At 71.7% G+C, this 22,791-nt stretch carries 23 protein-coding genes and 2 riboswitches; of the genes, 7 read left to right on the top strand and 16 right to left on the bottom strand.

Features of this window, described 5'->3' with window-relative positions:
* The first annotated feature begins 59 nt into the window (after nucleotides 1-59).
* Nucleotides 60-521, top strand: coding sequence for a nuclear transport factor 2 family protein (locus AB0C21_RS13255; RefSeq protein WP_500204239.1), 462 nt, complete (start codon nucleotides 60-62; stop codon nucleotides 519-521).
* 9 nt (nucleotides 522-530) lie between these two features.
* Here AB0C21_RS13255 and AB0C21_RS13260 read toward each other — a convergent pair whose 3' ends face one another.
* From AB0C21_RS13260 to AB0C21_RS13280, 5 genes are all read right to left on the bottom strand, one after another.
* A complete protein-coding gene (locus AB0C21_RS13260) occupies nucleotides 531-1,904 on the bottom strand; it encodes an L-serine ammonia-lyase (protein WP_500204240.1) in 1,374 nt (457 codons plus the stop codon).
* 55 nt (nucleotides 1,905-1,959) lie between these two features.
* Nucleotides 1,960-3,216 carry a serine hydroxymethyltransferase gene (glyA, locus tag AB0C21_RS13265; protein WP_500204241.1) on the bottom strand — a complete coding sequence of 419 codons (1,257 nt, stop codon included), beginning with the start codon at nucleotides 3,214-3,216 and terminating at the stop codon, nucleotides 1,960-1,962.
* The gene (gcvH, locus tag AB0C21_RS13270) at nucleotides 3,213-3,602 is read right to left on the bottom strand and encodes a glycine cleavage system protein GcvH (RefSeq protein ID WP_500204242.1); all 390 of its coding nucleotides are present in this window, start codon (nucleotides 3,600-3,602) and stop codon (nucleotides 3,213-3,215) included. Before gcvH ends, glyA begins: the two co-directional genes overlap by 4 nt.
* Nucleotides 3,603-3,674: 72 nt before the next feature.
* Nucleotides 3,675-4,769 (bottom strand): glycine cleavage system aminomethyltransferase GcvT, encoded by a 1,095-nt coding sequence (gene gcvT, locus AB0C21_RS13275; protein WP_500204243.1) that lies wholly within the window; start codon nucleotides 4,767-4,769, stop codon nucleotides 3,675-3,677.
* 73 nt (nucleotides 4,770-4,842) lie between these two features.
* A riboswitch (glycine riboswitch) is annotated at nucleotides 4,843-4,929 on the bottom strand.
* A gap of 4 nt (nucleotides 4,930-4,933) precedes the next feature.
* A riboswitch (glycine riboswitch) is annotated at nucleotides 4,934-5,029 on the bottom strand.
* A 255-nt stretch (nucleotides 5,030-5,284) separates the two neighbouring features.
* A complete protein-coding gene (locus AB0C21_RS13280; protein ID WP_500204244.1) occupies nucleotides 5,285-5,647 on the bottom strand; it encodes a hypothetical protein in 363 nt (120 codons plus the stop codon).
* A gap of 238 nt (nucleotides 5,648-5,885) precedes the next feature.
* On the opposite strand from AB0C21_RS13280, the gene AB0C21_RS13285 reads away from it, so the two are divergent.
* Nucleotides 5,886-7,184 carry a M50 family metallopeptidase gene (locus AB0C21_RS13285; protein ID WP_500204245.1) on the top strand — a complete coding sequence of 433 codons (1,299 nt, stop codon included), beginning with the start codon at nucleotides 5,886-5,888 and terminating at the stop codon, nucleotides 7,182-7,184.
* Here the strand turns inward: AB0C21_RS13285 and cds1 are convergent.
* Nucleotides 7,174-8,322 (bottom strand): L-cysteine desulfhydrase Cds1, encoded by a 1,149-nt coding sequence (gene cds1 / locus AB0C21_RS13290; RefSeq protein WP_500204246.1) that lies wholly within the window; start codon nucleotides 8,320-8,322, stop codon nucleotides 7,174-7,176. The genes AB0C21_RS13285 and cds1 overlap by 11 nt on opposite strands.
* A 33-nt stretch (nucleotides 8,323-8,355) precedes the next feature.
* On the opposite strand from cds1, the gene AB0C21_RS13295 reads away from it, so the two are divergent.
* Nucleotides 8,356-9,540, top strand: coding sequence for a hypothetical protein (locus AB0C21_RS13295; protein ID WP_500204247.1), 1,185 nt, complete (start codon nucleotides 8,356-8,358; stop codon nucleotides 9,538-9,540).
* Between the two features lie 9 nt (nucleotides 9,541-9,549).
* On the opposite strand, the gene AB0C21_RS13300 is transcribed toward AB0C21_RS13295, so the two are convergent.
* Nucleotides 9,550-11,097 carry an ATP-dependent DNA ligase gene (locus AB0C21_RS13300; protein WP_500204248.1) on the bottom strand — a complete coding sequence of 516 codons (1,548 nt, stop codon included), beginning with the start codon at nucleotides 11,095-11,097 and terminating at the stop codon, nucleotides 9,550-9,552.
* Between the two features lie 120 nt (nucleotides 11,098-11,217).
* On the opposite strand from AB0C21_RS13300, the gene AB0C21_RS13305 reads away from it, so the two are divergent.
* Nucleotides 11,218-11,970 carry a hypothetical protein gene (locus AB0C21_RS13305; protein WP_500204249.1) on the top strand — a complete coding sequence of 251 codons (753 nt, stop codon included), beginning with the start codon at nucleotides 11,218-11,220 and terminating at the stop codon, nucleotides 11,968-11,970.
* A gap of 338 nt (nucleotides 11,971-12,308) precedes the next feature.
* On the opposite strand, the gene AB0C21_RS13310 is transcribed toward AB0C21_RS13305, so the two are convergent.
* From AB0C21_RS13310 to AB0C21_RS13320, 3 genes are read right to left on the bottom strand one after another with little or no spacing between them, the layout of a single operon-like run.
* Complete coding sequence (locus tag AB0C21_RS13310; protein ID WP_500204250.1) at nucleotides 12,309-13,280, bottom strand: AurF N-oxygenase family protein; 972 nt, start codon at nucleotides 13,278-13,280, stop codon at nucleotides 12,309-12,311.
* Nucleotides 13,281-13,335: 55 nt separating this feature from the next.
* Nucleotides 13,336-14,196 (bottom strand): SDR family NAD(P)-dependent oxidoreductase, encoded by an 861-nt coding sequence (locus AB0C21_RS13315; protein ID WP_149259494.1) that lies wholly within the window; start codon nucleotides 14,194-14,196, stop codon nucleotides 13,336-13,338.
* A gap of 44 nt (nucleotides 14,197-14,240) precedes the next feature.
* The gene (locus AB0C21_RS13320) at nucleotides 14,241-15,347 is read right to left on the bottom strand and encodes a ferritin-like domain-containing protein (RefSeq protein WP_500204251.1); all 1,107 of its coding nucleotides are present in this window, start codon (nucleotides 15,345-15,347) and stop codon (nucleotides 14,241-14,243) included.
* Between the two features lie 154 nt (nucleotides 15,348-15,501).
* Between AB0C21_RS13320 and AB0C21_RS13325 the strand changes: the two genes are divergently transcribed.
* Nucleotides 15,502-16,179, top strand: a complete 678-nt coding sequence (locus tag AB0C21_RS13325; RefSeq protein WP_500204252.1) for a TetR/AcrR family transcriptional regulator — start codon at nucleotides 15,502-15,504, stop codon at nucleotides 16,177-16,179.
* Here AB0C21_RS13325 and AB0C21_RS13330 read toward each other — a convergent pair.
* Nucleotides 16,127-16,735 carry a TetR/AcrR family transcriptional regulator gene (locus AB0C21_RS13330; protein WP_500204253.1) on the bottom strand — a complete coding sequence of 203 codons (609 nt, stop codon included), beginning with the start codon at nucleotides 16,733-16,735 and terminating at the stop codon, nucleotides 16,127-16,129. The genes AB0C21_RS13325 and AB0C21_RS13330 overlap by 53 nt on opposite strands.
* Nucleotides 16,736-16,854: 119 nt before the next feature.
* Between AB0C21_RS13330 and AB0C21_RS13335 the strand changes: the two genes are divergently transcribed.
* Together AB0C21_RS13335 and AB0C21_RS13340 are read left to right on the top strand one after the other, a co-directional pair.
* Nucleotides 16,855-18,318 carry a flavin-containing monooxygenase gene (locus AB0C21_RS13335; protein WP_500204254.1) on the top strand — a complete coding sequence of 488 codons (1,464 nt, stop codon included), beginning with the start codon at nucleotides 16,855-16,857 and terminating at the stop codon, nucleotides 18,316-18,318.
* A 20-nt stretch (nucleotides 18,319-18,338) separates the two neighbouring features.
* Nucleotides 18,339-18,719, top strand: a complete 381-nt coding sequence (locus tag AB0C21_RS13340; protein ID WP_500204255.1) for a nitroreductase family deazaflavin-dependent oxidoreductase — start codon at nucleotides 18,339-18,341, stop codon at nucleotides 18,717-18,719.
* A gap of 15 nt (nucleotides 18,720-18,734) precedes the next feature.
* Here the strand turns inward: AB0C21_RS13340 and AB0C21_RS13345 are convergent, their stop codons facing one another.
* From AB0C21_RS13345 to AB0C21_RS13365, 5 genes are all read right to left on the bottom strand, one after another.
* Complete coding sequence (locus AB0C21_RS13345) at nucleotides 18,735-19,382, bottom strand: TetR/AcrR family transcriptional regulator (RefSeq protein ID WP_500204256.1); 648 nt, start codon at nucleotides 19,380-19,382, stop codon at nucleotides 18,735-18,737.
* Nucleotides 19,383-19,462: 80 nt separating this feature from the next.
* Nucleotides 19,463-20,251, bottom strand: coding sequence for an NAD-dependent epimerase/dehydratase family protein (locus tag AB0C21_RS13350; protein ID WP_500204257.1), 789 nt, complete (start codon nucleotides 20,249-20,251; stop codon nucleotides 19,463-19,465).
* Nucleotides 20,252-20,286: 35 nt separating this feature from the next.
* Nucleotides 20,287-20,958 (bottom strand): TetR/AcrR family transcriptional regulator, encoded by a 672-nt coding sequence (locus AB0C21_RS13355; protein WP_149259500.1) that lies wholly within the window; start codon nucleotides 20,956-20,958, stop codon nucleotides 20,287-20,289.
* 55 nt (nucleotides 20,959-21,013) lie between these two features.
* Nucleotides 21,014-21,799 (bottom strand): aggregation-promoting factor C-terminal-like domain-containing protein, encoded by a 786-nt coding sequence (locus AB0C21_RS13360; protein ID WP_500204258.1) that lies wholly within the window; start codon nucleotides 21,797-21,799, stop codon nucleotides 21,014-21,016.
* A gap of 207 nt (nucleotides 21,800-22,006) precedes the next feature.
* Nucleotides 22,007-22,549 carry a MarR family winged helix-turn-helix transcriptional regulator gene (locus AB0C21_RS13365; RefSeq protein WP_500204259.1) on the bottom strand — a complete coding sequence of 181 codons (543 nt, stop codon included), beginning with the start codon at nucleotides 22,547-22,549 and terminating at the stop codon, nucleotides 22,007-22,009.
* Nucleotides 22,550-22,791: the final 242 nt, after the last annotated feature.

Below are 22,791 nucleotides of genomic sequence, written 5' to 3' on the forward strand. Positions count from 1 at the left end.
CGTTCCCTACCTTAGCGGCAATGATGGAGAACGACCGTTCTCAACTTGAGGAGGCCTCAGTGCCGGAAGATCGTCCGCCCTGCCCGCCGTTCACCCTGGAGACCGCGAAGCAGAAGGTCCAGGCGGCCGAGGACGCCTGGAACACCCGCGACCCGCAGCGGGTGGCGCTCGCCTACACGCCCGACTCGGTGTGGCGGAACCGCGACCGGTTCGTCACCGGACGGGAGGAGATCATCGCCTTCCTGACGGAGAAGTGGGAGCGCGAACTCGACTACGCGCTGCGCAAGAGCCTGTGGGGGTTCCGCGAGAACCGCATGGCCGTCCGGTTCCAGTACGAGTGGCACGACGCCGCCGGCCAGTGGTGGCGCAGCTACGGCAACGAGCTGTGGGAGTTCGACGAGCACGGTCTGATGCGCCGCCGCGAGGCGAGCATCAACGACGTCGCGATCCCCGAAACCGCCCGCCGCATCCGCGGCCCCCGCCCCCGGTCCGAACACGGCCTCGACATCCCGCTCCAGTAGCGGCGGCGGTCAGCATTCGATGACGTTGACGGCGAGGCCGCCGCGGGAGGTCTCCTTGTACTTGTCGAGCATGTCGCGGCCGGTGTCGCGCATGGTCTTGATGGCCTTGTCGAGGGAGACGAAGTGGCGGCCGTCGCCGCGCAGGGAGATGCGGGCGGCGCTGATGGCCTTGATGGCGCCGACCGCGTTGCGCTCGATGCAGGGCACCTGGACCAGGCCGCCGACGGGGTCGCAGGTCAGGCCCAGGTTGTGCTCGATGCCGATCTCGGCGGCGTTCTCCACCTGCTCGGGGGTGCCGCCGAGGACCTCGGTGAGCCCGGCGGCGGCCATCGAGCAGGCCGAGCCGACCTCGCCCTGGCAGCCGACCTCGGCGCCGGAGATGGAGGCGTTCTGCTTGAACAGCACGCCCATCGCCCCCGCGGTCAGCAGGAACCGCACGACGCCCTCGTCGTCGCACCCCGGGACGAACCGGTCGTAGTAATGCAGGACGGCCGGGATGATGCCCGCGGCGCCGTTGGTGGGGGCGGTGACGATGCGGCCGCCCGCCGCGTTCTCCTCGTTGACGGCGAGGGCGAACAGGGTGACCCAGTCCATCGCGTGGAGCGGGTCGGACGCCTTCTCGGCGGAGAGCTGGCGGTGCAGCTGGGGAGCGCGGCGGCGCACCTTGAGCCCGCCCGGCAGCAGGCCCTCGCGGGTGCAGCCCCGGGCGACGCAGGCGCGCATCACCTGCCAGAGTTCGAGCAGGCCGTCGTGGATCTCGGCGGTGGTGCGGCCGAACGCCCGCTCGTTCTCCAGCATGAGCGCGGAGATCGACAGGCCCGTCTCCCGGCAGCGGTCGAGCAGCTCGGCCGCGGTGTCGAAGGGGAGCGGCAGGACGGTGTCGTCGGGCTTGATGCGGTCGGCGCCGGTGGCGTTCTCGTCCACGATGAAGCCGCCGCCCACCGAGTAGTACACCTTGGCGCGCAGCTCCTGGCCCGAGGCGTCCAGGGCCGTGAACCGCATCCCGTTGGGGTGGCCGGGCAGCGACTCCTTGCGTTCGAAGACCAGGTGCTCGTTCACCACGAACGGGACGTCGTGGTCGCCGAACAGGCGCAGGGCCCCGCGCTCGCGGATCGCCGCGAGGCGCTCGTCCACCCGGTCCACGTCGACGAGTTCGGGCTTGTCGCCTTCGAGACCCAGGATGACGGCCTTGTCGGAGCCGTGGCCCTTGCCGGTGAGGCCGAGCGAGCCGTAGAGGGTGACGGCGACGGACGCGGTCTTCTCCAGCAGCCCGTCGCGGTCCAGGCCGCGGGCGAACCGGTGCGCGGCCGCCATCGGACCGCCCGTGTGGGACGACGACGGGCCGATACCGATCTTGAACAGGTCGAAAACGCTGATGGCCATAGCTACCTCGTTGTAGCCGCGCCCCCTCCTCCGGAGAGGAGAGGGCGCCGGAACGTCACAGGTTCGGGTACAGGGGGTGCTTGGCGGCGAGCGCCTTCACCCGCTCCGCGAGCCGGTCCCGGTCGAAGGACGGCTGCAGTGCCAGCGCGATCACGTCCGCCACCTCGGCGAAGTCCTCGGCGGTGAAGCCGCGGGTCGCGAGCGCGGGCGTGCCGATCCGCAGGCCGGAGGTGACCATCGGCGGGCGCGGGTCGTTCGGCACCGCGTTGCGGTTGACCGTGATGCCGATGTCGTGCAGGCGGTCCTCGGCGTCCCGCCCGGTGAGCTCGGAGTCCACCAGGTCGACCAGCACGAGGTGGACGTCCGTCCCGCCGGTGAGCACCTTGACGCCGGCCTTGGCGGAGTCCGCGGCGAGCAGGCGCTCGGCGAGCAGCTTCGCGCCCTCCACGGTGACCGCCTGCCGGGCCCGGAACTCCTCCGACGCGGCGATCTTGAGGGCGACGGCCTTGGCGGCGATCACGTGCTCCAGCGGGCCGCCCTGCATGCCGGGGAACACCGCGGAGTTGATCTTCTTGCCGTACTCCTCGCGGGCGAGGATCAGCCCGCCGCGCGGACCGCCGAGCGTCTTGTGCGTCGTGGTCGTCACGATGTCGGCGTACGGGACGGGCGAGGGGTGCAGCCCCGCCGCGACCAGGCCCGCGAAGTGCGCCATGTCGACCATGAGCAGCGCCCCGACCGAGTCGGCGACCTCCCGGAACTTCGCGAAGTCGAGCTGCCGCGGATACGCCGACCAGCCCGCCACGATCATCTTGGGGCGGTGCTCGGCCGCGAGGGCGGCGACCTCCGCCATGTCGACCAGGCCGTCCTCGGCGCGGACGTGGTAGGGCACCACGTTCAGGACCTTGCCGGAGTAGTTCAGCCGCATCCCGTGCGTGAGGTGCCCGCCGTGCGCGAGGTCGAGCCCGAGGATCGTGTCGCCGGGCTGGAGCAGCGCGAAGTAGACCGCCGTGTTGGCCTGCGCCCCGCTGTGCGGCTGGACGTTCGCGTGCTCGGCGCCGAACAGCGCCTTGGCCCGGTCGATGGCGAGCTGCTCGGTGACGTCGACGAACTCGCAGCCGCCGTAGTAGCGGCGCCCCGGGTACCCCTCGGCGTACTTGTTCGTCAGGACCGACCCCTGCGCCTCCAGCACCGAGACGGGCGCGAAGTTCTCCGACGCGATCATCTCGAGGGTGCCCTGCTGGCGCCGCAGCTCCGCCGTGACGGCCTCGGCGACCTCGGGATCGGCCGTCGCGAGGGAGTCGTACAGACTCATGATTCCTCGATCAGCTTGTCGTAGGCGGCGGAGTCGAGCAGGTCGCCCGGCTCCTCCGAGATGCGGACCTTGAAGATCCAGCCCTCGCCGTACGGGTCGTCGTTGATGACCTTCGGCTCGTCCACCACCGCGCTGTTGATCGCGGTGATCTCGCCGCTGACGGGGGAGTAGATGTCGCTGACCGACTTGGTCGACTCCACCTCGCCGCACGGCTCGCCCGCCTCGACGGTGTCGCCCTCCGAGGGCTGCAGCTCGATGTAGACGATCTCGCCGAGGGCGTCGGCGGCGTGCGCGGTGATGCCGACCGTGACGATGCCGTCCTCGCCACCGAGGCCCGACACCCACTCGTGCTCCTCGCTGTAGCGGAGCTCCTCCGGAACGCTCACGATCACTTCTCTCTTTCCACTGTGGGGCGGGGCCCCACACCGCCGGACAACTTGTTCAGGAACGCTTGCAGATCAGGACCGCTTGTAGAACGGCAGGGCCACCACGTCCACCGGCTCGTGCCGGCCGCGGACGTCCACGGCGAGGCCCGTCTCCTCGACGCCGCTGTCGAGGTACGCCATGGCGATCGGCGTGCCCAGTGTGGGCGACGGGGCGCCGCTCGTCACGACCCCGCACGGCGTGCCGCCGGACGTGACGACCTGGTACCCCTTGCGGGGCGCGCGACGCCCCCGCGCGACCAGTCCCACGAGCCTACGGCCCGGAGGGGTCTGCGCCTGCGCCGCCAGGGCGGTCTTCCCCACGAAATCGACGGGCTTGTCCAGCTTCACCACCCGGCCGAGGCCCGCCTCGAACGGCGTCGTCTCGGCGGTCAGCTCGTTCCCGTACAGCGGCATCCCCGCCTCCAGGCGCAGGGTGTCGCGGGCCGACAGCCCCGCCGGGACCACCCCGTCCACCGCCGCGAGCGCCTTCCACAGCGGGACGGCGTCGGACGCGTCGACGAACAGCTCGAACCCGTCCTCGCCCGTGTACCCGGTGCGGGCGACGAGCGCGTCCACGCCCGCGACCCGCCCCGCGAGGATCGCGTAGTACTTCAGGCCGTCCAGCGGCGCGTCGGTGAACCCTTCGAGGATCCCCTGGGAGCGCGGCCCCTGCAGGGCGATCAGCGCGTAGGAGTCGGAGCGGTCGTCCACCGCGGCCTCGAAGCCCGCGGCGCGCTCGACGAGGGCGTCCCGCACGACGGCGGCGTTCGCCGCGTTCGCGACCACCATCCACGTCTCGTCCGCCAGCCGGTAGACGATCAGGTCGTCCAGGACGCCGCCGTCCTGCCCGCAGATCATCGTGTAGCGGGCCTTGCCCACCGGCATCGGCGACAGGTTCCCGACCAGCGCGTAGTCGAGCGCGTCGCCCGCGCCCGGGCCGGAGAGGAAGATCTCCCCCATGTGCGACAGGTCGAACAGCCCGGCACCGGTCCGGACGGCCTGGTGCTCGGCGGTCTCGCTCGCATAGCGGAGCGGCATCAGATAGCCGGCGAAGTCGACGAGATTCGCGCCGAGGTCCTCGTGGACGTCGTGCAGCGGCGTCTTCTTCGCGGTCTTGTCGGCGGACATGGGTTCGGCTCCTTCGTCACGGGCGCGCGTGGTCCATCGTCCCACTCGCGCACCGGGCGTATCGGTGCCTCCCCCTCTGTCATCGGCGCCTGAGAGCTTCACCCGCCGCGCGGCGGGCTTTCACCTTCGGCGGGGGACCGGGGTCCCCGCTTTCCAGAGGTCGCCTGGCCCGTGCGGTCCGTGGGCCTGAGAGGTTCCGGGGAGGATTTGCTCCTTCGGCGTCCCCCACCGGCTGCAGGGGACTCTCCCGCACGGGATAGTCGGCTGCCGAAGAGGCTAGCAGTATTCATTGCGTTTCCCCAGGGTCGAGGCCTGGGGGCCTCGACCCTGGGGAAACGCGGGCGATCGCTGGCATCGCTCCGGCTCGCCTTGCGGCTCGCTGCGCGATCAGATTCTCGCTTCGCTCGAATCTGCCTTCGGACGCGATCGCGACTCCCCGGGTCGTCACCGGGTTGAGGCGGCGGCTCAGGTCGGTGCGCCCGTCCCCGTCTTCGTGCCCTCTTGCGTGGGACTCGTCAGTTGGAGGGGGTGGTCGGTGGGGGTGACATCGACTTCACGCAGGTTTGGAGGGCGGCCTTGATCTTTTGCAGTTCGTCCGGGGCCGGGGTCCTCGTGGGGTTGGGGGTGGGCATCTGCACGCCTTGCTTCTGCATGCAGTCGTTGAAGGCCTTGACCGCCTTCGACTGAGCCGGGGGGAGGGGCGTGGCCTCCTTGCCCGTTCCCTGCCCGGGGGTGGAGGGGGCCGGGGACGCGGCGGTCGGGGCGGGGGAGTTCGACGTGCCCGCTGCCTGGCCGCCCTCGTCGGAGCCCCCGCAGCCGGCCAGGGGCAGGGCCAGGGCCAGGGCCAGGGCGAGTACCGCTACATGACCGCGCTTCAAGGTGGGAACCTCCGTCGACCGGGGTGGGAGCGCCCATGATGCGGGGTCGGCGGTACCTGCGGATACGCATCCGCATGCCAATGCCGCGCGGCCGGGTTAGCACCTCGACGCAAAGGAGGCGGCGTTGTGCGGGTTCTTCGTTCGCTTCAACCGGATCGGGGGCCGTAACGTACTCTGAATTGGTCGCTGGAGATCAACCCCGGGCGCGGGGTAACACGGACCCGGAGGGGCACGCCGCATGGTCTACTACCTGGCTGGAGCCTTGATCCTCTTCTTCGGGCTGCTGGTCTCCATCGCGCTGCACGAGCTCGGGCACTTCTCGTTCGCCAAGCTGTTCAAGGTGCGGACCACCCAGTTCATGGTCGGGTTCGGGCCCACGATGTGGTCGAAGCGCAAGGGCGAGACCGAGTACGGCGTCAAGTGGATCCCGCTCGGCGGCTACATCCGCATGATCGGCATGCTGCCGCCGCGCAAGGGCGACGCCCCGGGGCAGGTGCGGCGGATCAGCACCGGGCCGTGGCAGGGGCTGATCGAGTCCGCGCGCGGCGCCGCGCTGGAGGAGGTCGGGCCGGGCGACGAGAACCGCGTGTTCTACGCCAAGAAGTGGTGGCAGAAGCTGCTCATCATGTTCGGCGGGCCCGCGATGAACCTGCTGCTGTCGGTGCTGTTCTTCGCGATCCTGCTGATGGGCATCGGCACCAACCAGCCGCAGCCGGTGATCAAGGAGGTCGCCGAGTGCATGGTGCCGGCCAGCGCCAACGTCACCGCGTGCCCGGCGAACGCGGCGCCGACGCCCGCGCGGCAGGTCGGGCTCCGGCCCGGTGACCGGATCGTGTCGTTCGACGGCAGGAAGGTCGACGACTACGGGGAGCTCCAGCGGCTGATCCGCGACGACGGCGGCAAGACCGTCCCGATGACCGTCCGGCGCGGCGGCCAGGACGTGCGGCTGAACGTCCCGATCACCCGCAACCAGATGTACGACCTCGAGGACGAGAACAAGGTCGTCAACGTCGGCTTCCTCGGCATCACGCCGACCAGCGCGATCGAGCGGCAGGGGCCCGGGGCGGTCGCGAGCACGATGGGCGACCTGACCGCGCGGACCGCGGGCGCGCTGGTGCGGATGCCGCAGAAGATGGTCGGCGTGTGGAACGCCGCATTCGGCGGTGAGAAGCGCGACCCGAACGGCCCGATCGGCGTCGTCGGCGTCAGCCGGATCGGCGGCGAGGTCGCCGCGTCCGACGACCTCACCGGCACCCAGAAGGTCTCCTTCTTCGTGATGCTGCTCGGCTCGCTGAACCTCGCGGTCGGGCTGTTCAACCTCATCCCGCTGCTGCCGCTGGACGGCGGGCACATCGCCGGCGCCCTGCTGGAGGCGGTCAAGAAGGCGTTCGCCAAGATCTTCCGCCGCCCCGACCCGGGCTACGTGGACGTCGCCAAGGCGCTGCCGGTGACGTACGTGATGGCGGCCGTCCTGATCATCATGGGCGGCCTGCTCATCTACGCCGACCTGTTCAACCCGATCCGCGTCACGGGGTGACGTCCGGCATCGTGCCGGTCTTGAGGAAGCCGTCCAGCGCGGCCCGGTAGGGGGCGATGTCGATGCCCCGCTCCGCGAGCCACGCGTCCGACCCGTAGGTGCCCGCGTAGCGCTCGCCGCCGTCGCAGAGGAGCGTGACCACGCTGCCGCGCTCCCCGCGCGCCCGCATCTGCGCGATCAGCTCCGCCGCGCCCCACATGTTCGTGCCGGTCGAGCCGCCGACGCTGCGGCCCCCGACCTCGCTGGTCCAGCGCATCGCCGCGATGGACGCCGCGTCCGGCACCCGGATCATCCGGTCGATCACGGTGGGCAGGAACGACGGCTCGACGCGCGGGCGGCCGATGCCCTCGATCCGCGAGCCCGCCGCCGTCCGCTCGGGGTCCCCGTCGCAGAACGAGCCGTAGAACGCCGACCCCTCCGGGTCGACGACCGCGAGCCGCGTCTGGAACATCCGGTACCGGACGTACCGGCCGATCGTCGCGGACGTCCCGCCGGTGCCCGCGCCGACCACGATCCAGGACGGCTCGGGGAAGCGCTCCAGCCGCATCTGCTCGAAGACCGACTCGGCGATGTTGTTGTTGCCGCGCCAGTCCGTCGCCCGCTCGGCGAAGGTGAACTGGTCCATGAAGTGGCCGCCGCACTCGGCCGCGAGCCGCCGCGACTCCTCGTAGATCGCCGACGGGTCGTCCACCAGGTGGCAGCGGCCGCCGTGGAACTCGATGAGCTGGATCTTCTCCGGGCTGGTGGTGGCGGGCATGACCGCGACGAAGGGCAGGCCGAGCAGCCGCGCGAAGTACGCCTCCGACACGGCGGTGGACCCGCTGGACGCCTCGATGATCGTCGTGTCCTGGCGGATCCAGCCGTTCGCCAGCCCGTACAGGAACAGCGACCGCGCGAGCCGGTGCTTCAGTGAACCCGTGGGGTGGACGGACTCGTCCTTCAGGTAGAGGTCGATGCCCCACTCCGGGGGCAGCGGGAAGACGTGCAGGTGCGTGTCGGCGCTGCGGTTGGCGTCGGCCTCCACCAGTCGGACCGCCTCGGCGATCCACGCCCGGTACCCGGGATCGCAGCGGTCCACGATACGGCTCACGGCGGTGCTCCTCTTGATCGTCGGCAGGGTCCCACGATATCCGCGCATGTCAGGGTGCATCATTGAGATGGCGGGGGGCAGATGATCGAGATGTTCGACGAACGCATCGTGGCGACCGGGCGGCTTCCGCTGTTCGGTTTCTTCGTCGCGTTCATGGTCACTTTCGTGCTGACGCGGGTGAACGTCCGGCTGATCCGCGCCAACGTGCGCTGGTGGTTCCGGAACGTGGCGGTCGGCGACGTGCACATCCACCACGTCGTGTTCGGCGTCGTGCTGATGCTGGTGGGCGGGGTGGCGAGCCTCGCCGTCCCGGACGCCTACGTCGGCCTCGACCTCGCGGCGGCGGTGGTGTTCGGGATGGGCTCCGCCCTCGTCCTGGACGAGTTCGCGCTGATCCTGCACCTCAGCGACGTCTACTGGACGGAGAAGGGCCGGGCGTCCGTCGACGCCGTGTTCGTCGCCATGGCGGTGACCGGGCTGCTCCTGCTCGGCATCCGCCCCCTCGGCTACGAGGGCATCGCGCCCGACCCGGGCACCGGGCTGATCACCCGCGTCTACGTCGCCTCCCTGGCCGTCAACCTCGTGCTCGCCGTGATCACGCTGCTCAAGGGCAAGATCTGGACGGGCCTGCTCGGGCTGTTCGTGCCCGCGCTGCTGATCTTCGGCGCGATCCGGGTGGCGCGGCCCGGCTCGCCCTGGTCGCGCTGGCGCTACGACCCCGACTCGCGCCGCTACCAGCGGGCCGTCCGGCGCGAGAAGCGGCTCAGGCGGCCGCTGATCCAGGCCAAGATCTGGGTGCAGGAGTTCATCGCGGGCCGGCACGACCTCATCCCGCCCGAGCTGCTGCAGCGCCGCGCCGACGTCGCCGAGCGGGCCCGCCGACGCAGGATGGCCCGCGCGGCCGCGCGCGCCGAGCGCCGGGCCGAGCGCCGCGCCGAACGCGGCCGGGCGCGCCGGTCCGAGCGCCGGTCGGCGCGCCGCGCGGCCGTCCGGGCCGAGCAGGAGGCCGCCGCCCGCGCCGAGCGGGGCGCCGTGGCCCGCGCCCGGCGGGAGGCCGCCGCCCGCGCGCGCCGCCGCGCTCTGCCGCGCGTGCGGGGACGGACCGGGTCGCGGATCCGTGACCGCGCCGCGTCCACCCGGCGGGCTCGCGGCCGCGCCCATGAAGAGGAGCAGCCGCCCAGGGGCACGCCCTCCAGGGGAGCACCGGCGAGGGGAGCGGCACCTGGGGAGGCGCCGCCCGCGGAGACGACCGAGCTGCGCCCCTGACGGGGTCGCTCAGTCCATGACCGGGGCGACGGCCCGGACGGTGTCGATCGTGTCGGCCTCGGCGGCCGACTTGTCGGGCCGGTACCGCAGGACGCGGGCGAACCGCAGCGCGATGCCGCCGGGGTAGCGGGGGCTGTGCTGGACGCCGTCGAACGCGATCTCGACGACCAGCTCGGGCCGGACGTGCACGGTCCACGAGTCCTCGCGCACGGCGAGCTCGCGGAGCCGCTTCGTCTGCCAGGCGAGCAGCTCGTCGGTGAGCCCCTTGAACGTCTTGCCGAGCATGACGAAGCCGCCGGTCTCGGGGTCGCGGGCGCCGAGGTGCAGGTTGGACAGCAGGCCCTGGCGGCGGCCGTGCCCCCACTCGACGGCGAGCACGACGAGGTCGAGGGTGTGCCGGGGCTTCACCTTGATCCAGCCGGCGCCGCGCCGCCCGGCCGTGTACGGGGTGTCGAGGGCCTTGACCACGACGCCCTCGTGGCCGCGCGCGACGGCCTCGTCGAAGACCTCCTTGGCCCGCGCGGGGTCGCCGGTGACCACCCGGGGCATCCGCAGCTCCTCGGGGACGACCCGGGCGAGCGCCTCGTACCGCTCGGCCCCGGGCGCGTCGAGCAGGTTCTCGCCGCGCGCGTCGCCCTCGGCCTCCACGAGGTGCAGCACGTCGAACAGGAAGACGGCCAGCGGCACGGGCTCGGTGTCCTTCGCCGTGCGGGTCGCGGTGCGGGCGGAGGTGACCTGGAAGGGGTGGGGACGGCCGTCCGGGCGCAGGGCGATCAGCTCGCCGTCGAAGACCGCCGCCCGGACGGGCAGCCCGCGCACGGCCTCCACGACCTCGGGAAGCCGGGAGGTGATCTCGTCCAGCGTCCGGGTGAACACCCGGACCTCGCCGCCGGACACGTGCACCTGCGCGCGGATGCCGTCGAGCTTCCACTCCACGGCCGCCTCGGCCTTGAGCTTGGCGAACGCCTCGTCGACCGACGGCGCGGCGGCGGCCAGCATCGGCTTGACCGGCCGCCCGACCTCCAGCGTGAACCCGCGCAGCCCTTCCACGCCCTCGGCCAGTGCTGTCGTCGCGACCGGGCCGAGCGAGCCGCGCAGCATGAACGCGCGCCGGACCTCGGCGGAGGGCACCCCGGCCGCCGACGCGATCGCCTCGGCCATCACCCCGTCCAGCGCGCCCTGCCGCAGCTCGCCCGCCAGCAGCCTGATGAGGAAGTCCTGCTCGGGGGCGGTGGCGCGGCCGAACAGCGCCGCGAGCAGCTCGCGCCGCCGCGCGACGGACCCGGGCCCGGACACGGCGCCGATCTCACCGAACGCCGCGTCGACCTCGGGCACCGTCAGGGACGGCGCGGCGGCGGGCGGCGGCACGTCCCGCAGCGCGGCGTAGCCCACCCCGATCTGGCGTTGCGGCAGCTCACCGGACAGGTAGGCGACCACGGTCGCGGCCTCGCCCGGGTCGGCCGCGCGCAGGCACTCCGCGAGCGCGGATACCTTGGCCTTGCGGCCCGAGGTGCCCGCGACCGCCTCCGAGGTCCGCGCGATGTCCGCTATCAGCATCCCCTCATTGTGACCACCGGGCCTGACAGTCGGCACCGCCCGGGGCCCTGGTCAGGCGCCGCGGCCCTGGTTACGTTGGCGGATGCGGGCCGATCGACGAGACGGAGTGAGGAGCGCGGCGTGGGCCTTCGGCGTCCGGTCGAACCGTTCCACCGGCCGTACTCGGGGCCGGAGCCGCCGCAGCCGGGGCGCCGGCCGCGCAGGCTGATCGCGCTGCTGGCGGCGGCGGTGGCGCTCGCCGCGGCGGCGGTCGCGGTCGTCCTGGTCGTGTCCGGGCAGCGGGACGACGCGGCGGCCCCGCGGCGGACGCCGCCGGACGGCCGGTCGCAGCCGCCGCCGAGCAGCGCCGGCGGGTCGCCGGCCCCGGCGCAGCGGGTGATCACCGCGCTCCCGGCGCCGTGCGGGACGGTCGCGGCGAGCACGGTCGAGCGGGCCGTCCCGAAGGCGACGCGGCGGCAGAGCGCGAACTCGACGCTCACCACCTGCACCTACTCCTCGACCGGCTCGGCGTTCCGCTGGCTGCGCGTCGAGGCGCACCTGTACGCGCCGGGCGACACCGCCACCCCCGTCCAGGACGCAGAGGGCTACTACGACGCGCAGTGGGCGCAGGCGCACGACGCCCCGCTCGTGCGGACCGTCACCCTGGAGCGCCAGCAGGGCATCGGAGACGAGGCGTACCGCTGGTTCAAGACCGACGAGGGGCAGCCGACCGTGGTCGGGCAGATCACGGCCCGCGTCCGCAACGCGGTCTTCACGGTCAGCTACAGCGAGCAGGCGCCGCGCGGCGGACGGCGGGACGCGCGCGAGCGGGCCTGCCTCGGCACCGCCGCCGCCGTCGCCCGCGAAGTCCTCACCGCACTAAATCATTTCTGACCTGAATCGGCCGATCATGGCATCACTTCTGTCAATACCTTCTAAGGTGAGGCGGTAAAGGGGAGGGGCGTGCCGATCGAGCTCCCGCGCCAGTCGAAGATCGGTTGCGCCGCAATGCGCGGGGAGGAGGCGTTCGACGACGTGACCATGCCATCGCTAGGAGTGTCCTGGGTGCGCAACACCCGGGTCTAGCTGCCCTTATTCGTCGACGGGCCGCGGAGTGGTCCCCGCTCCGCGGCCCTTTTTCATGCCCGCACAAGGACCAATGCCCCGCCATTTGTGAACCATTTTCTAATACTCGGTTCGACGGTGAGACAAATGGCCGCCCGGCGTCCCGCTCACCGCTCCAGGAGGCCCGCCCTGATCCACACTTCGCGCGCCCGGCCGTCCAGGAAACCGACCTCGTCCAAGAACGCGGTGCATTTGCGGAACGCCCACGCCATCGTGGCGCGCCGGTGCGGGCTGCGCGCGGCCACGCGCCGCGCCAGCCGCGGGTCCAGCCCCACCGCCGTGTAGCAGGACGGATGGATGACCTGCGTGGTCATCAGCCGCGTCGCGTGCGCCATCCCGTAGGCCGCCATCCGCCGCCGGACCGCGGGGACCTCCGCGACCAGCCGCTTCAGCTCCTCCCGCGCGTACCTGATGTGCCGGGCCTCCTCGACCACGTGGATCCGGGTGACCTGCCGGATCACCGGCTGGATCTCCTCGTCGGGGAACGTCAGCCGCTGGAACGCGTCGGTGAACTCCTCCACGATCAGCGTCCCGGCGAACATCGGCATCGGGTCGTACACGGCCCCGTACAGCTTGGCGAGGTGGAACTCCAGCGCCCGGGGCCGGTGGGTGCGCAGCCCGCAGGTGCGCACCATCCGGCCGAACATCTTCGAGTGGCGGCACTCGTCGGCGATCTCCGTCAGCGCGTACGCCACGTGGTCGCTGTCGTAGCGGTGGCGGTAGGCGTGCATCACCAGCGACTGCATCAGCAGCATCTCCGACCAGATGCCGAACGAGGCGATGCTGCACATCTCCCGCTTGGTCAGCTCCACCCGCTGCCGGTGCGTCAGCCCGTCCCAGAGCGGCGTCTCGTAGATCGAGACGAGCCGCGGCGGGAGGTAGAACATGTCCGGGTCCTGCGGGGCGTCCCAGTCGACGTCCACGTCCGGGTCGAAGGAGTGCTTGCGGGACGCGCGCAGCAGCCGCTCGGCGACCACCTCCCGGTGGGTCAGCTCCAGCGTGTGGTCGCCGTCGCCGCACCGGATCCGCGCCGTCCAGTTCCGGGGACGGCCGTCGCTCGAAAGGACGTCGGGGGGCATCGATCCTTCTCCTCTCACCGCGTGGAGAGTCGGGGGGCCGCGCCCGGAGGGGACGCTAACCCCGGGCGGGGATCCTGGCCAGGAGGCGCAGGGAGGCGGGGGAGACCCTGGACAGGGCGTGCAGGAGGTGCCCCTCGGCGTTGACGGGCACGACGGGCTTGTTCTTGATGATGGCGTGGACGACCCGCTCGGCGACCTTCTCCGGCGGGTAGTTGCGCAGCTTGATGGCCCGCTGGCCGCGGCTGCGCAGGCGTGCGCGGGCCTCGGCGTCGCCCTCCAGGTGGATCGCGTTGTCGACGATGCTGGTGCTGACGAAGCCGGGGCAGACCGCCGTCACGCCGATGCGCGAGCCCGCCAGTTCGGCGCGCAGGCATTCGCTGAGCATGAGGACGGCGGCCTTGGTCGTGCAGTAGGCGGGCATCGCGCGCCACGGGGCGAACGCGGCGGCGGACGCGATGTTGACGATGTGGCCGCCGAAGTTCGGCTTGTCTGGCTTGTTGGGCAGGGCGTGCACGCGGTCGCGCATCTGGCGGCCGAACAGGCGGCAGCCGTGGACGACGCCCCACAGGTTCACGCCGAGGATGCGCTCCCAGTCCTCGACGCCGGTGTCGAGGAAGGGGCCGGTGACCGCGATGCCCGCGTTGTTGACGACGATGTCGGGGACGCGGTGGGTCTCCTTCACCCGCGCGGCGAACTCCTCCATCGCGGCTTCGTCGGCCACGTCCACCTGGTAGGCGGTGCCGCCCGCGCCGAGCGTCTTGGCGAGGGAGACCGTGCGCTCGGCGGCGGGCAGGTCGATGTCCGCCGCGACGACGGTGGCGCCGTTCTCGGCCAGGGCGAGGGCGACGGCCCGGCCGATGCCGCTGCCGGCTCCGGTGACGACGGCGAGCGCTCCGTCGAAGTGCGCGAGGGGCATCCAGACCTCCGAGGTGTGCGGCGGATCGAATGATCTGAACTTACTCAGCCCGCCGCCGCGTCGGCGATGACCCCGTCCACCTCGGCCTTGCGGGCGGCCTCCTCGGCGGCGAACCGCTCGGCGTCGACCTTCTCGGCGATCTCCTCGTCCTGGTGCATGAGGGCGTCGAGGTCGGCCTTGGACATGTCCAGGACGCCCATGTCGTCATAGGCGCGCCGGATGCGGTCGCTCCACAGCCCGATGTCCTTCACGCACGGCACGATGCGGCTGAACAGCAGGCTCTGGAACATCCGCATGTACGGGGAGTTCTCGACCATCTCGTCGACCTCCTTCGGGTCGATCCCGAAGTTGGTCCAGATCTCCCGGCCGCGGATGCGGTCGCGCATCAGGTAGCAGCCCTCGATGACGAAGTCCTCGCGCTCGCGCAGTTCCGCGGGCGAGAGCTGCTTGTAGTAGTCGCGCAGCGCCAGCCGCCCGAACGCGACGTGGCGCGCCTCGTCCTGCATGACGTAGGCGAGGATCTGCTTGGGCAGCGGCTTGGTGGTGATGTCGCGGATGACGCCGAACGCGGCGAGCGCCAGGCCCTCGATCAGCACCTGCATGCCGAGGTAGGGCATGTCCCAGCGCGAGTCGGTGAGGGTCTCGTCCAGCAGGTCCTGCAGCTTCGTGTTGATCGGGTAGACCATCCCGACCTTCTCGTGCAGGAACCGCGCGAACAGCTCGACGTGGCGGGCCTCGTCCATCGTCTGGGTGGCGGAGTAGAACTTGGAGTCGAGGTCCGGCACCGACTCCACGATCCGGGCGGCGGTGACCATGGCGCCCTGCTCGCCGTGCATGAACTGGGAGAACTGCCACGACGTGGAGTGCTGCCGCAGTTCACCGCGCTCCTTCTCCGACAGCCTGTCCCAGTACTTCGTCCCGTAGATGGCGAGGGACTGGTCGGGCACGCCGAGCACGTCGTGCGGATCGACCTCCAGGTCCCAGTCGATGCGCTTGACCGAGTCCCACTGCTTGTCCTTGCCCTTCTGGTAGAGGGCGAGGAGGCGGTCGCGGCCGTCGTCGTACTCCCAGGTGAACCTGGCGTCGCCGGCCATCGGCACGGTCCAGGCGCCGGACTGGACGGGATCGGTGTAGAGGTCGTGGGTCGACATGGGCGTCCTCCCCGAGCGCGGACACGGGCCGCGCGCCGATACGTACGATGCCGCGGCTCACCGAGCCGATACGTACGGTGTACGTCTTACGTACGGTGTACGTACCGTGTCATGGGACACTTATCGCTGTCAACGGCGAGGAGGAGCGCGAGCGATGGCGAGGCGTGTGACGTCCGACACCCCGCGGCCGGGGCTGACCCGGGCGCGCATCGTGCAGGCGGCGGTCGAGATGATCGAGCGCGAGGGCGCGGACGCGCTGTCGATGCGCCGGGTCGCCGCCGAGCTGGACGTCGCCGTGATGTCGCTCTACAACCACGTCCCCAACAAGGAGGCGCTGCTGGAGGGCGTGGCCGAGCATGTGGTCGCGGGGCTGGAACTTCCCGACGACCCGTCCGAGCCGTGGCAGGAGCGCGCGCGTGCGCTCGTCCGGGCGTTCCGGAAGGTCGCCCACGACAATCCGCGCTGCATGTCGATCGTCCTGACCCACAAGGTCGACACGCCGGTCGGGCTGCGGCCGGCCGAGCGCGCCCTGGCGCTCGCCGACGCGGCCGGTTTCGACGGCGCGACGGCCGTGCGCATCATGCGGGCGCTCATCGCCTACGCGCTCGGCGCCCAGATGCGCGAGATCGGCATGGCGAAGATGCTGGGGCACCTCGCCGAGAACGGCGCCGAGTCGTGGACGCGCCTCGACCCGGAGGAGTTCCCGCACGTGCTCGCCTACGGCCCCGCGCTGGCCGACGTCGATCCCGAGACCGACTTCGAGTTCGGCCTCGACCTGCTCATCGGGGCGCTGGACGCGCTTCCCCGGCGGCGGTCGCGAGATAGGGACTGAGGCCGTTCCAGCAGAAGTCGGTCATGTACCGGGCCGCGTCCTCCGCCGACACGTCGGGGCGGCTCGTCTGCCACAGCGCCATCCGCTCGCTCGCGCCCATGATGATCTGCGTGTACGCCTCGACGACCCCGTCCGGCGCGGCCGGCGCGAACGTGCGGAGCACCCCCGCGATGAGCGAGCTCTGCTGCCGCCGCGTCTCGTCGACGGCCTGGACGGCGTCCGGGGTGGCGGCCGTCGGCTCGCGCAGCAGCATCGCGAACGACCTGCTGTGCTCGTCGATGAACCGGAAGTAGGCGACCATCCCGCGCCACAGGATGTCCTCGGGGGCGGTGGCGCCCGCCATCGCCTTCTGGGTGGCCTCGAACAGTTCGGCCTTGGAGCGGCTCACGCACGCCACGAGCAGGCCGTCCTTCGAGCCGAAGTACTCGTAGAGCATCGGCTTGGAGACGCCGCAGCGCTCGGCGATCTCGTCCATGGAGGCGGCCTGGTAGCCGCGCTCGCCGAACACCCGCTCCGCCACGTCCAGCATCTGCTGCTCGCGTTCGGCGCGCGACATGCGGCGCCTGCGGGTAGGGGGTGTGGCGGCACTCACAGGAGATTCCCCTCTGTTGGACCTACCGTCAGTAACCTACTCCCGGTAACTTACCGGAAGTAGGTTATCCGAGAGGAGAGGTCATGAGCGAGCGCGCCCCGGCGATCGTCATCATCGGCTCAGGGTTCGCCGGCCTCGGCATGGCGATCCGGCTCAAGCAGTCCGGCTTCCACGACTTCGTCGTGCTGGAGAAGAGCGAGGCGCTGGGCGGGACGTGGCACGACAACACCTACCCCGGCTGCGCCTGCGACGTCCCGTCGCACATGTACTCCTTCTCCTTCGAGCTGAACCCGGGCTGGACGCGGATGTTCGCGCCGCAGCCGGAGATCCGCGCCTACATGGAGCGCACCGCCGACAAGTACCGGGTGCGCGAGCACATCCGCTTCGGCGCGGAGGTCGACTCCATGGAGTACGACGACGAGGCCCGCCGCTGGAAGGTGGCGCTCGCAGACGGGACGGTCCTCACCCCGAAGGCCATCGTGTCCGGCATCGGCGCGCTGCACGTCCCGTCCTACCCCGACCTGCCGGGCGTCGAGCGGTTCCAGGGGACGGCGTTCCACTCCGCCGAGTGGGACCACTCCTACGACCTCACCGGCAAGCGCGTCGCCGTCGTCGGGACGGGTGCGTCCGCGATCCAGTTCGTGCCGAAGGTCGCGAAGCAGGCGAGCGAGCTCGTCGTCTTCCAGCGGACGCCGCCGTGGATCCAGCCGAAGCCGGACGTGCCCATCCCCGCCCCCGTCCGCACGCTGTTCGGGAAGGTGCCGGGCGCCGCCCGCGCGTTCCGCGGCGGCATCTACTGGGCGCTGGAGGCCCGCGCGGTCGGCTTCACGATCGACCCGCGGCTGTCCACCCCGCAGGAGAAGATCGCCCGCCGGCACATCGCCAACCAGGTCCCCGACCCGGAGCTGCGCGCGAAGGTCACGCCGGACTACACGATCGGCTGCAAGCGGATCCTGCTGTCCAACGACTACTATCCGGCGCTCGCGCGTCCCAACGTGGAGGTGGAGACCTCCGGGATCGCCGAGGTGCGGGAGAACTCGGTCGTCACCGCGGACGGCCGCGAGTACGAGGTCGACTGCATCATCTACGGCACCGGCTTCAAGGTGACCGACGCCCTCACCGACCTGCGCGTCACCGGCCGGGACGGCGTCAAGCTCCAGGAGATCTGGGCGGACGGCATCGAGGCGCACCGCGGGACCACGATCCCCGGCATGCCGAACTTCTTCATGCTGCTCGGCCCGAACACCGGGCTCGGCCACAACTCCGTCGTCTTCATGATCGAGGTGCAGATCCAGCACGTGCTGAGCTGCCTGCGCCTGATGCAGGAGGCCGGCGCCGACGCCATCGAGCCGAAGCCGGACGCCGCGCGCCGCTTCAACGACCGCATGCAGCGGCGGCTGCGCCGCGCCGTCTGGAACGAGGGCGGCTGCAACAGCTGGTACCTCGACGACCAGGGCGTCAACCGCACCATCTGGCCGGGCCACACGTTCGAGTTCTGGGCCGGCTCCCGCAAGGCGAAGCCGGAGGAGTACATCCTCACCCGCTGAGGACGTGCTAGGGAGGAGGCATGGTGAAACCGCTGATGCCGAGATCGGTCGCCCGGTTCAACAAGGTCGTCACGAACCGCGTGCAGGGCGTCTACGCCCCCTACCTCCCGCCCTTCGCGATGATCGTCCACCGCGGGCGCAGGTCGGGCCGCGAGTACCGGACGCCGGTCACCGCGTTCCGCAGCGGTGACCGGCTCATCGTCGGGCTGCCGTACGGGCGGGACGCCGACTGGGTCCGCAACCTGCTCGCCGAGGGGCGCGGCGGCGTGGAGCGGCTCGGCCGCGTCCGCCGGCTCGCGAACCCGCGCGTCCTGACGGCCGCCGACGCCGCCGAACTCCCGCGCCCCGCCCGCATGGCCGCCCGCCACATGGACGTGCTGGTCGCGGAGCTGGAGGCCTGAGCCGGAGGACCCGGGTCACTTTCTGGGGGCGAAGATGGGGCTGAAGCCCGCGACGAGCTGGCGGATCACCGGGCGCTGCTCGGCGGGGGCGCGGCCGCGCAGGTCGTGGATCGGGTCGAGGCCGTCGTAGTACGGGGCCAGCGCGAGGAACGGCAGGATGGTCATCAGCCAGGTGGCGAGGACCTCCAGGTCGGCGTCCTCGCGGATGGCGCCCTGCGCCTTCCACAGCTCCAGCGTCGGGTGGATGACGAGCAGGTAGTGCTGGTTGGCCGTGTCGCGGACGACGGACCGGACGCTGTTGTCGAGCTCGAAGTTCGTGGCCGCGGTGACGCCGCGCTCCAGCGGGTGGTCGGCCATGTACTCGGTCCAGTCGCACAGGACGTCGACCAGCCACTCGTCGAAGGGCTGGTCGAACTCGATCCGCGCGATGCGGCGCTCCATCTCCTCGCGGATGCGGCGCGACGTCTCGTCGCACACGAACGCGAAGAACTCCAGCTTGTCGCTGAAGTACTGGAACAGCGAGCCCTTGGCGATGCCGGCCTCGCGCGCGATCGTGTTGAGGCTGCCGGTCGAGTACCCGTGTTCCCCGAACTCGCGCATCGCCACTTCGAGGACGCGTTCGCGCTTGGCGACGTTGAGGCGGAACCAGGTCGACGTCGGCATGGACCCCTTCGACTTTCCGTCAGGAACCGGTAACCAGAAGGTCAGGATAACGGTCCGTCGCACCCCTTGTGACCCGAACGTCACGCACGTCCCGCGGAGCCCTCCAGGTGCCGCAGCGTGAACTGGGCGGACGCGAAGTCGCCGCCCTGCGGGACGCCGTCCGCGACGAACGTGTCGGGCACGCCGTAGGAGGCGGCGTCGTCCTGCGGGACGTAGCCGAGCCGCTCGTCGAGCTCCCAGAACCGGCGCGCGTTGGCCGACACCGCGTACGCGGCGAGGAACCCCGGCGACGGGACGGTCAGCGCCGCGAGGACGAACCCCGCGCAGTCGCGGTGGCTCAGCCAGGTGGCGAGGTGGCGCGGCTCCGTCGGGCGCGGTTCGAGGCTGCCGATGCGCAGGCACACCACGTCCATGCCGAACTTGTCGGCGTAGAGCCGGCCGAGCGCCTCGACCGCGGCCTTGCTGACCCCGTACAGGCCGTCGGGCCGCGGGGGCATGGCGGGCGACACGGTCTCGGTGGAGGGGTAGCAGCCGGTCAGCCGGTTGCTGCTGGCGAGGACGACCCGCGGCACCCCGGCGGTGCGGGCGGCCTCCAGCACGCGGTGGGTGCCGAGGATGTTGCCCTCGACCAGCTCGGGGAACGGCGCCTCGTCCGGGACGCCGGCCAGGTGGACGACCGCGTCGGCGCCCTCGACGATCCGCGCCGCGTCCGACAGGTCGGTCCGGTGCGCGACCTCGTTCGGCGCCTCGGCGCGCAGCGGCGCGAGATCGGCCAGCACCAGCCGTTCCGCCTCCTCGCGCAGCGGCGCCCGCAGCGCGGTGCCGACCCGTCCGGCGGCACCCGTCAGCACGATCGTCCCAAGAGTCATGCGTGCATTCTCCCGCCCGGGAGCAACGCGCGGGCTCAGCGGGCGAGGCGGATCAGGATGCGGCAGACCTCGTCGATGATCTCCGCGGCCTCCGCCTCGCTCTCGGCGGTGGCGATCTCCCGCCCGGCCTCGCCGATCACCGTCGTGAGCACGAGGCTGAGCACCTGCTCGGGCCGCCCGGCGGGCGCGTCGCCGGACCGGCCGCGCAGCAGCTTGGTGTTCTGCGCGATCCAGTGCTGGGCGCGGCTGCGGCGCATCAGCGACGACCCGGACGGGCCCTCGCCGGCGAGGAACAGCCGGGCCGCCTCGCGCCGCTCCCAGCACACCCGCAGGTAGGCGCGGGCGCCCGCGATGAACAGCGCGATCGGGTCGGACTCGCCCTCCTTGCGGGCGGCGGAGACCGCCTGCGCGGCGCTCGCCTCCTGCTCGGCGGTGAGGTCCTCCCACAGCGCCACGTACAGCCCGGCCTTGCCGCCGTAGTGGTGGTAGAGGCTGCCGACGCTGATGCCGGACCGCTCGACGATCTCGGCGATGCCCGCGTCGGCGTAGCCGCGGTCGGCGAAGACCTGGAGCGCCGCGGTCAGCAGCGCCTGCCGGGTCGCGTCGGCCCGGGCCCACTGGCGGCCCCCGCCGCCCTCGCCTCCGGCGCCCTCACCCGTGCCGTTCGCGCGCTCGTCGCCGGCGCGGCGCGCCCTGCTCGTCCGCATCCCTCCATGGTGCCAGTTCGCGGGACGCGGGCCCGCCGTATCGCGGTCAGTACGCTCAGTACCAGTGGTGCGCCTGCCACCATGACCAGGCGCCGCACGGGTCCTTGTAGCGCGCCTTGATGTAGCCGAGCCCCCACGCGATCTGGGTGGGGGAGCTGGTGCGCCAGTCGGCGCCCGCGCTGGCCAGCTTGGAGCCGGGCAGCGCCTGCGGGATGCCGTAGGCGCCGCTGGAGGGGTTCTCGGCGCGCTCGTTCCAGCCGCTCTCGTGGTTCCACAGCGTCAGCAGGGACGGCCAGCAGCGGCCCCACCCCTTGAGCTCGTTCATCTTCTTGCCGTACGCCTTGTTCTGCCCGGCGCTCGGGTTCGACTTGGCGAGCCGCTCGCGCTCCTGCTGGGCCTTGAGCTTCGCCCGCGCCGCCGCGTCCCGCTTGGCCTTCTCCTTGAGCCGCTTCAGCTCGCGCTGGTGCTCCTTGTAGGCGCGCTCCTTGGCGACGGCGACGGCGTCGGCCGCGACCTTGTCCATGTCGGACGCCGAGGTCAGCTTGGCGAGCATGTCGTTGGTCGACAGGCCCGCACTGGCGGCCTTCGGCGGCTCGCTGGCGTCGTCGACGAAGCTGCCGAGGTCGACCACCGTCAGCGCGGTGCCGAGCGCGGCGATCGCCGCGATGGTGATGGTGACGTTGCTGGTGAGCACCCGGCGCACGCGGCCGCCGCCTTCGGGGGCGTCGCCGGGCGCCTCGGGCCTCCCGTACGGGTCGCGGGGCTCGTCCGGCCCGAACGGGTCCGGCCCGTAGGGGTCCGCCGCGTCGCGGCCGTCAGGGGCCGTGCGCGGCTCCGGCACGCGCGTGGCGCGCCTGGTGCCGGCCTTCCTGGAGGAGCGGCGGCCCCCCGCGCCTCGGCGAGCGGCTCCGGCTTCCTCGGCGGGACGTCTGCGCGTGCCGTGACTCTGTGGCATAGGAGAAGACCGCCTTATCGCCCGGGTGTCGTGTCGTCGATGAGCCGCTACGTGCCATCGACGAGCAAGTACGCAGGCCGGACGATACCCGGTTCACCCGGCCCGGCGTCCACGGCCGCGTTCCCCGCCGGGGTTGAGCAGCTCCACGTCGCCGGCGGCGAGACGCGCCGGCTGCAGCGCCTCGAACAGCTCGCGGTGCATCCCGTCGAACGCCGCGAGGGCGCTGCCGGGCGCCTCCAGCGCCAGGCTCACCTCGTTGGCCCGCTCCCGTCCCGCCTCGGTGACCTCGACGAGCGTGGCGCGCCGGTCGCGGGGGTGCGGGGTACGGCGGACGAGCCCGACCGCCTCCAGCTGGTCCACGGTGAGCTTCACCGTCGTCGGATGCATCATCAGGATCCGGCCGAGCGTGCTCAGCCGGGCACGCCCGTGGACGGTGAGGGCCAGCGTGGTCAGCAGGAAGTATCCGGTCTGGGTGAGATCCAGCCGCTTCAGCTCGACGTCCAGCGCCTTCTTGAGCAACTGGTTGAGCCGCCCGACCGAGCAGATCGCCAGGAACTGCCACGGATCGCCGAGCAGCCCCTGGTCCTCCCAGCGGTCGCGGACGCCCATGACCAGGGGGTCCACGCGGTCGTTCATCTCTTCTTCTACGCCTCGTCGCGCCTCGGTCTGCACCGGCTGATCGTAGCTTCGGACAAAACCAGATGTAAGTACTCGCTTCTTAGACCTTCTTCCAATAGAGTGCCTCAAATCACAGGCGGTGCCCGTGTGCTCTTGACGGTGCGCGGATCCGCGTGTGGTAACCGGTCTCGGCCGAGACCGCTGTGGCGCGCACGACAGAGCAGACGAGGGCGCCGCCGTGGCACGGCAGGATCCGGTGT

The organism is Spirillospora sp. NPDC049024, from assembly GCF_040649235.1.
In the GTDB taxonomy this organism is placed as follows: Bacteria; Actinomycetota; Actinomycetes; order Streptosporangiales; family Streptosporangiaceae; genus Spirillospora.

Excerpts from the sequence above, each read along its gene's own strand:
- AB0C21_RS13260 (WP_500204240.1), bottom strand. The coding sequence starts at position 1,904 with ATGGCCATCAGCGTTTTCGACCTGTTCAAGATCGGTATCGGCCCGTCG.
- glyA (WP_500204241.1), bottom strand. The coding sequence starts at position 3,216 with ATGAGTCTGTACGACTCCCTCGCGACGGCCGATCCCGAGGTCGCCGAG.
- gcvT (WP_500204243.1), bottom strand. The coding sequence starts at position 4,769 with ATGTCCGCCGACAAGACCGCGAAGAAGACGCCGCTGCACGACGTCCAC.
- AB0C21_RS13285 (WP_500204245.1), top strand. The coding sequence starts at position 5,886 with ATGGTCTACTACCTGGCTGGAGCCTTGATCCTCTTCTTCGGGCTGCTG.
- cds1 (WP_500204246.1), bottom strand. The coding sequence starts at position 8,322 with ATGCGCGGATATCGTGGGACCCTGCCGACGATCAAGAGGAGCACCGCC.
- AB0C21_RS13295 (WP_500204247.1), top strand. The coding sequence starts at position 8,356 with ATGATCGAGATGTTCGACGAACGCATCGTGGCGACCGGGCGGCTTCCG.
- AB0C21_RS13300 (WP_500204248.1), bottom strand. The coding sequence starts at position 11,097 with ATGCTGATAGCGGACATCGCGCGGACCTCGGAGGCGGTCGCGGGCACC.
- AB0C21_RS13310 (WP_500204250.1), bottom strand. The coding sequence starts at position 13,280 with ATGCCCCCCGACGTCCTTTCGAGCGACGGCCGTCCCCGGAACTGGACG.
- AB0C21_RS13315 (WP_149259494.1), bottom strand. The coding sequence starts at position 14,196 with ATGCCCCTCGCGCACTTCGACGGAGCGCTCGCCGTCGTCACCGGAGCC.
- AB0C21_RS13320 (WP_500204251.1), bottom strand. The coding sequence starts at position 15,347 with ATGTCGACCCACGACCTCTACACCGATCCCGTCCAGTCCGGCGCCTGG.
- AB0C21_RS13325 (WP_500204252.1), top strand. The coding sequence starts at position 15,502 with ATGGCGAGGCGTGTGACGTCCGACACCCCGCGGCCGGGGCTGACCCGG.
- AB0C21_RS13330 (WP_500204253.1), bottom strand. The coding sequence starts at position 16,735 with ATGTCGCGCGCCGAACGCGAGCAGCAGATGCTGGACGTGGCGGAGCGG.
- AB0C21_RS13335 (WP_500204254.1), top strand. The coding sequence starts at position 16,855 with ATGAGCGAGCGCGCCCCGGCGATCGTCATCATCGGCTCAGGGTTCGCC.
- AB0C21_RS13340 (WP_500204255.1), top strand. The coding sequence starts at position 18,339 with ATGGTGAAACCGCTGATGCCGAGATCGGTCGCCCGGTTCAACAAGGTC.
- AB0C21_RS13345 (WP_500204256.1), bottom strand. The coding sequence starts at position 19,382 with ATGCCGACGTCGACCTGGTTCCGCCTCAACGTCGCCAAGCGCGAACGC.
- AB0C21_RS13350 (WP_500204257.1), bottom strand. The coding sequence starts at position 20,251 with ATGACTCTTGGGACGATCGTGCTGACGGGTGCCGCCGGACGGGTCGGC.
- AB0C21_RS13355 (WP_149259500.1), bottom strand. The coding sequence starts at position 20,958 with ATGCGGACGAGCAGGGCGCGCCGCGCCGGCGACGAGCGCGCGAACGGC.
- AB0C21_RS13365 (WP_500204259.1), bottom strand. The coding sequence starts at position 22,549 with ATGAACGACCGCGTGGACCCCCTGGTCATGGGCGTCCGCGACCGCTGG.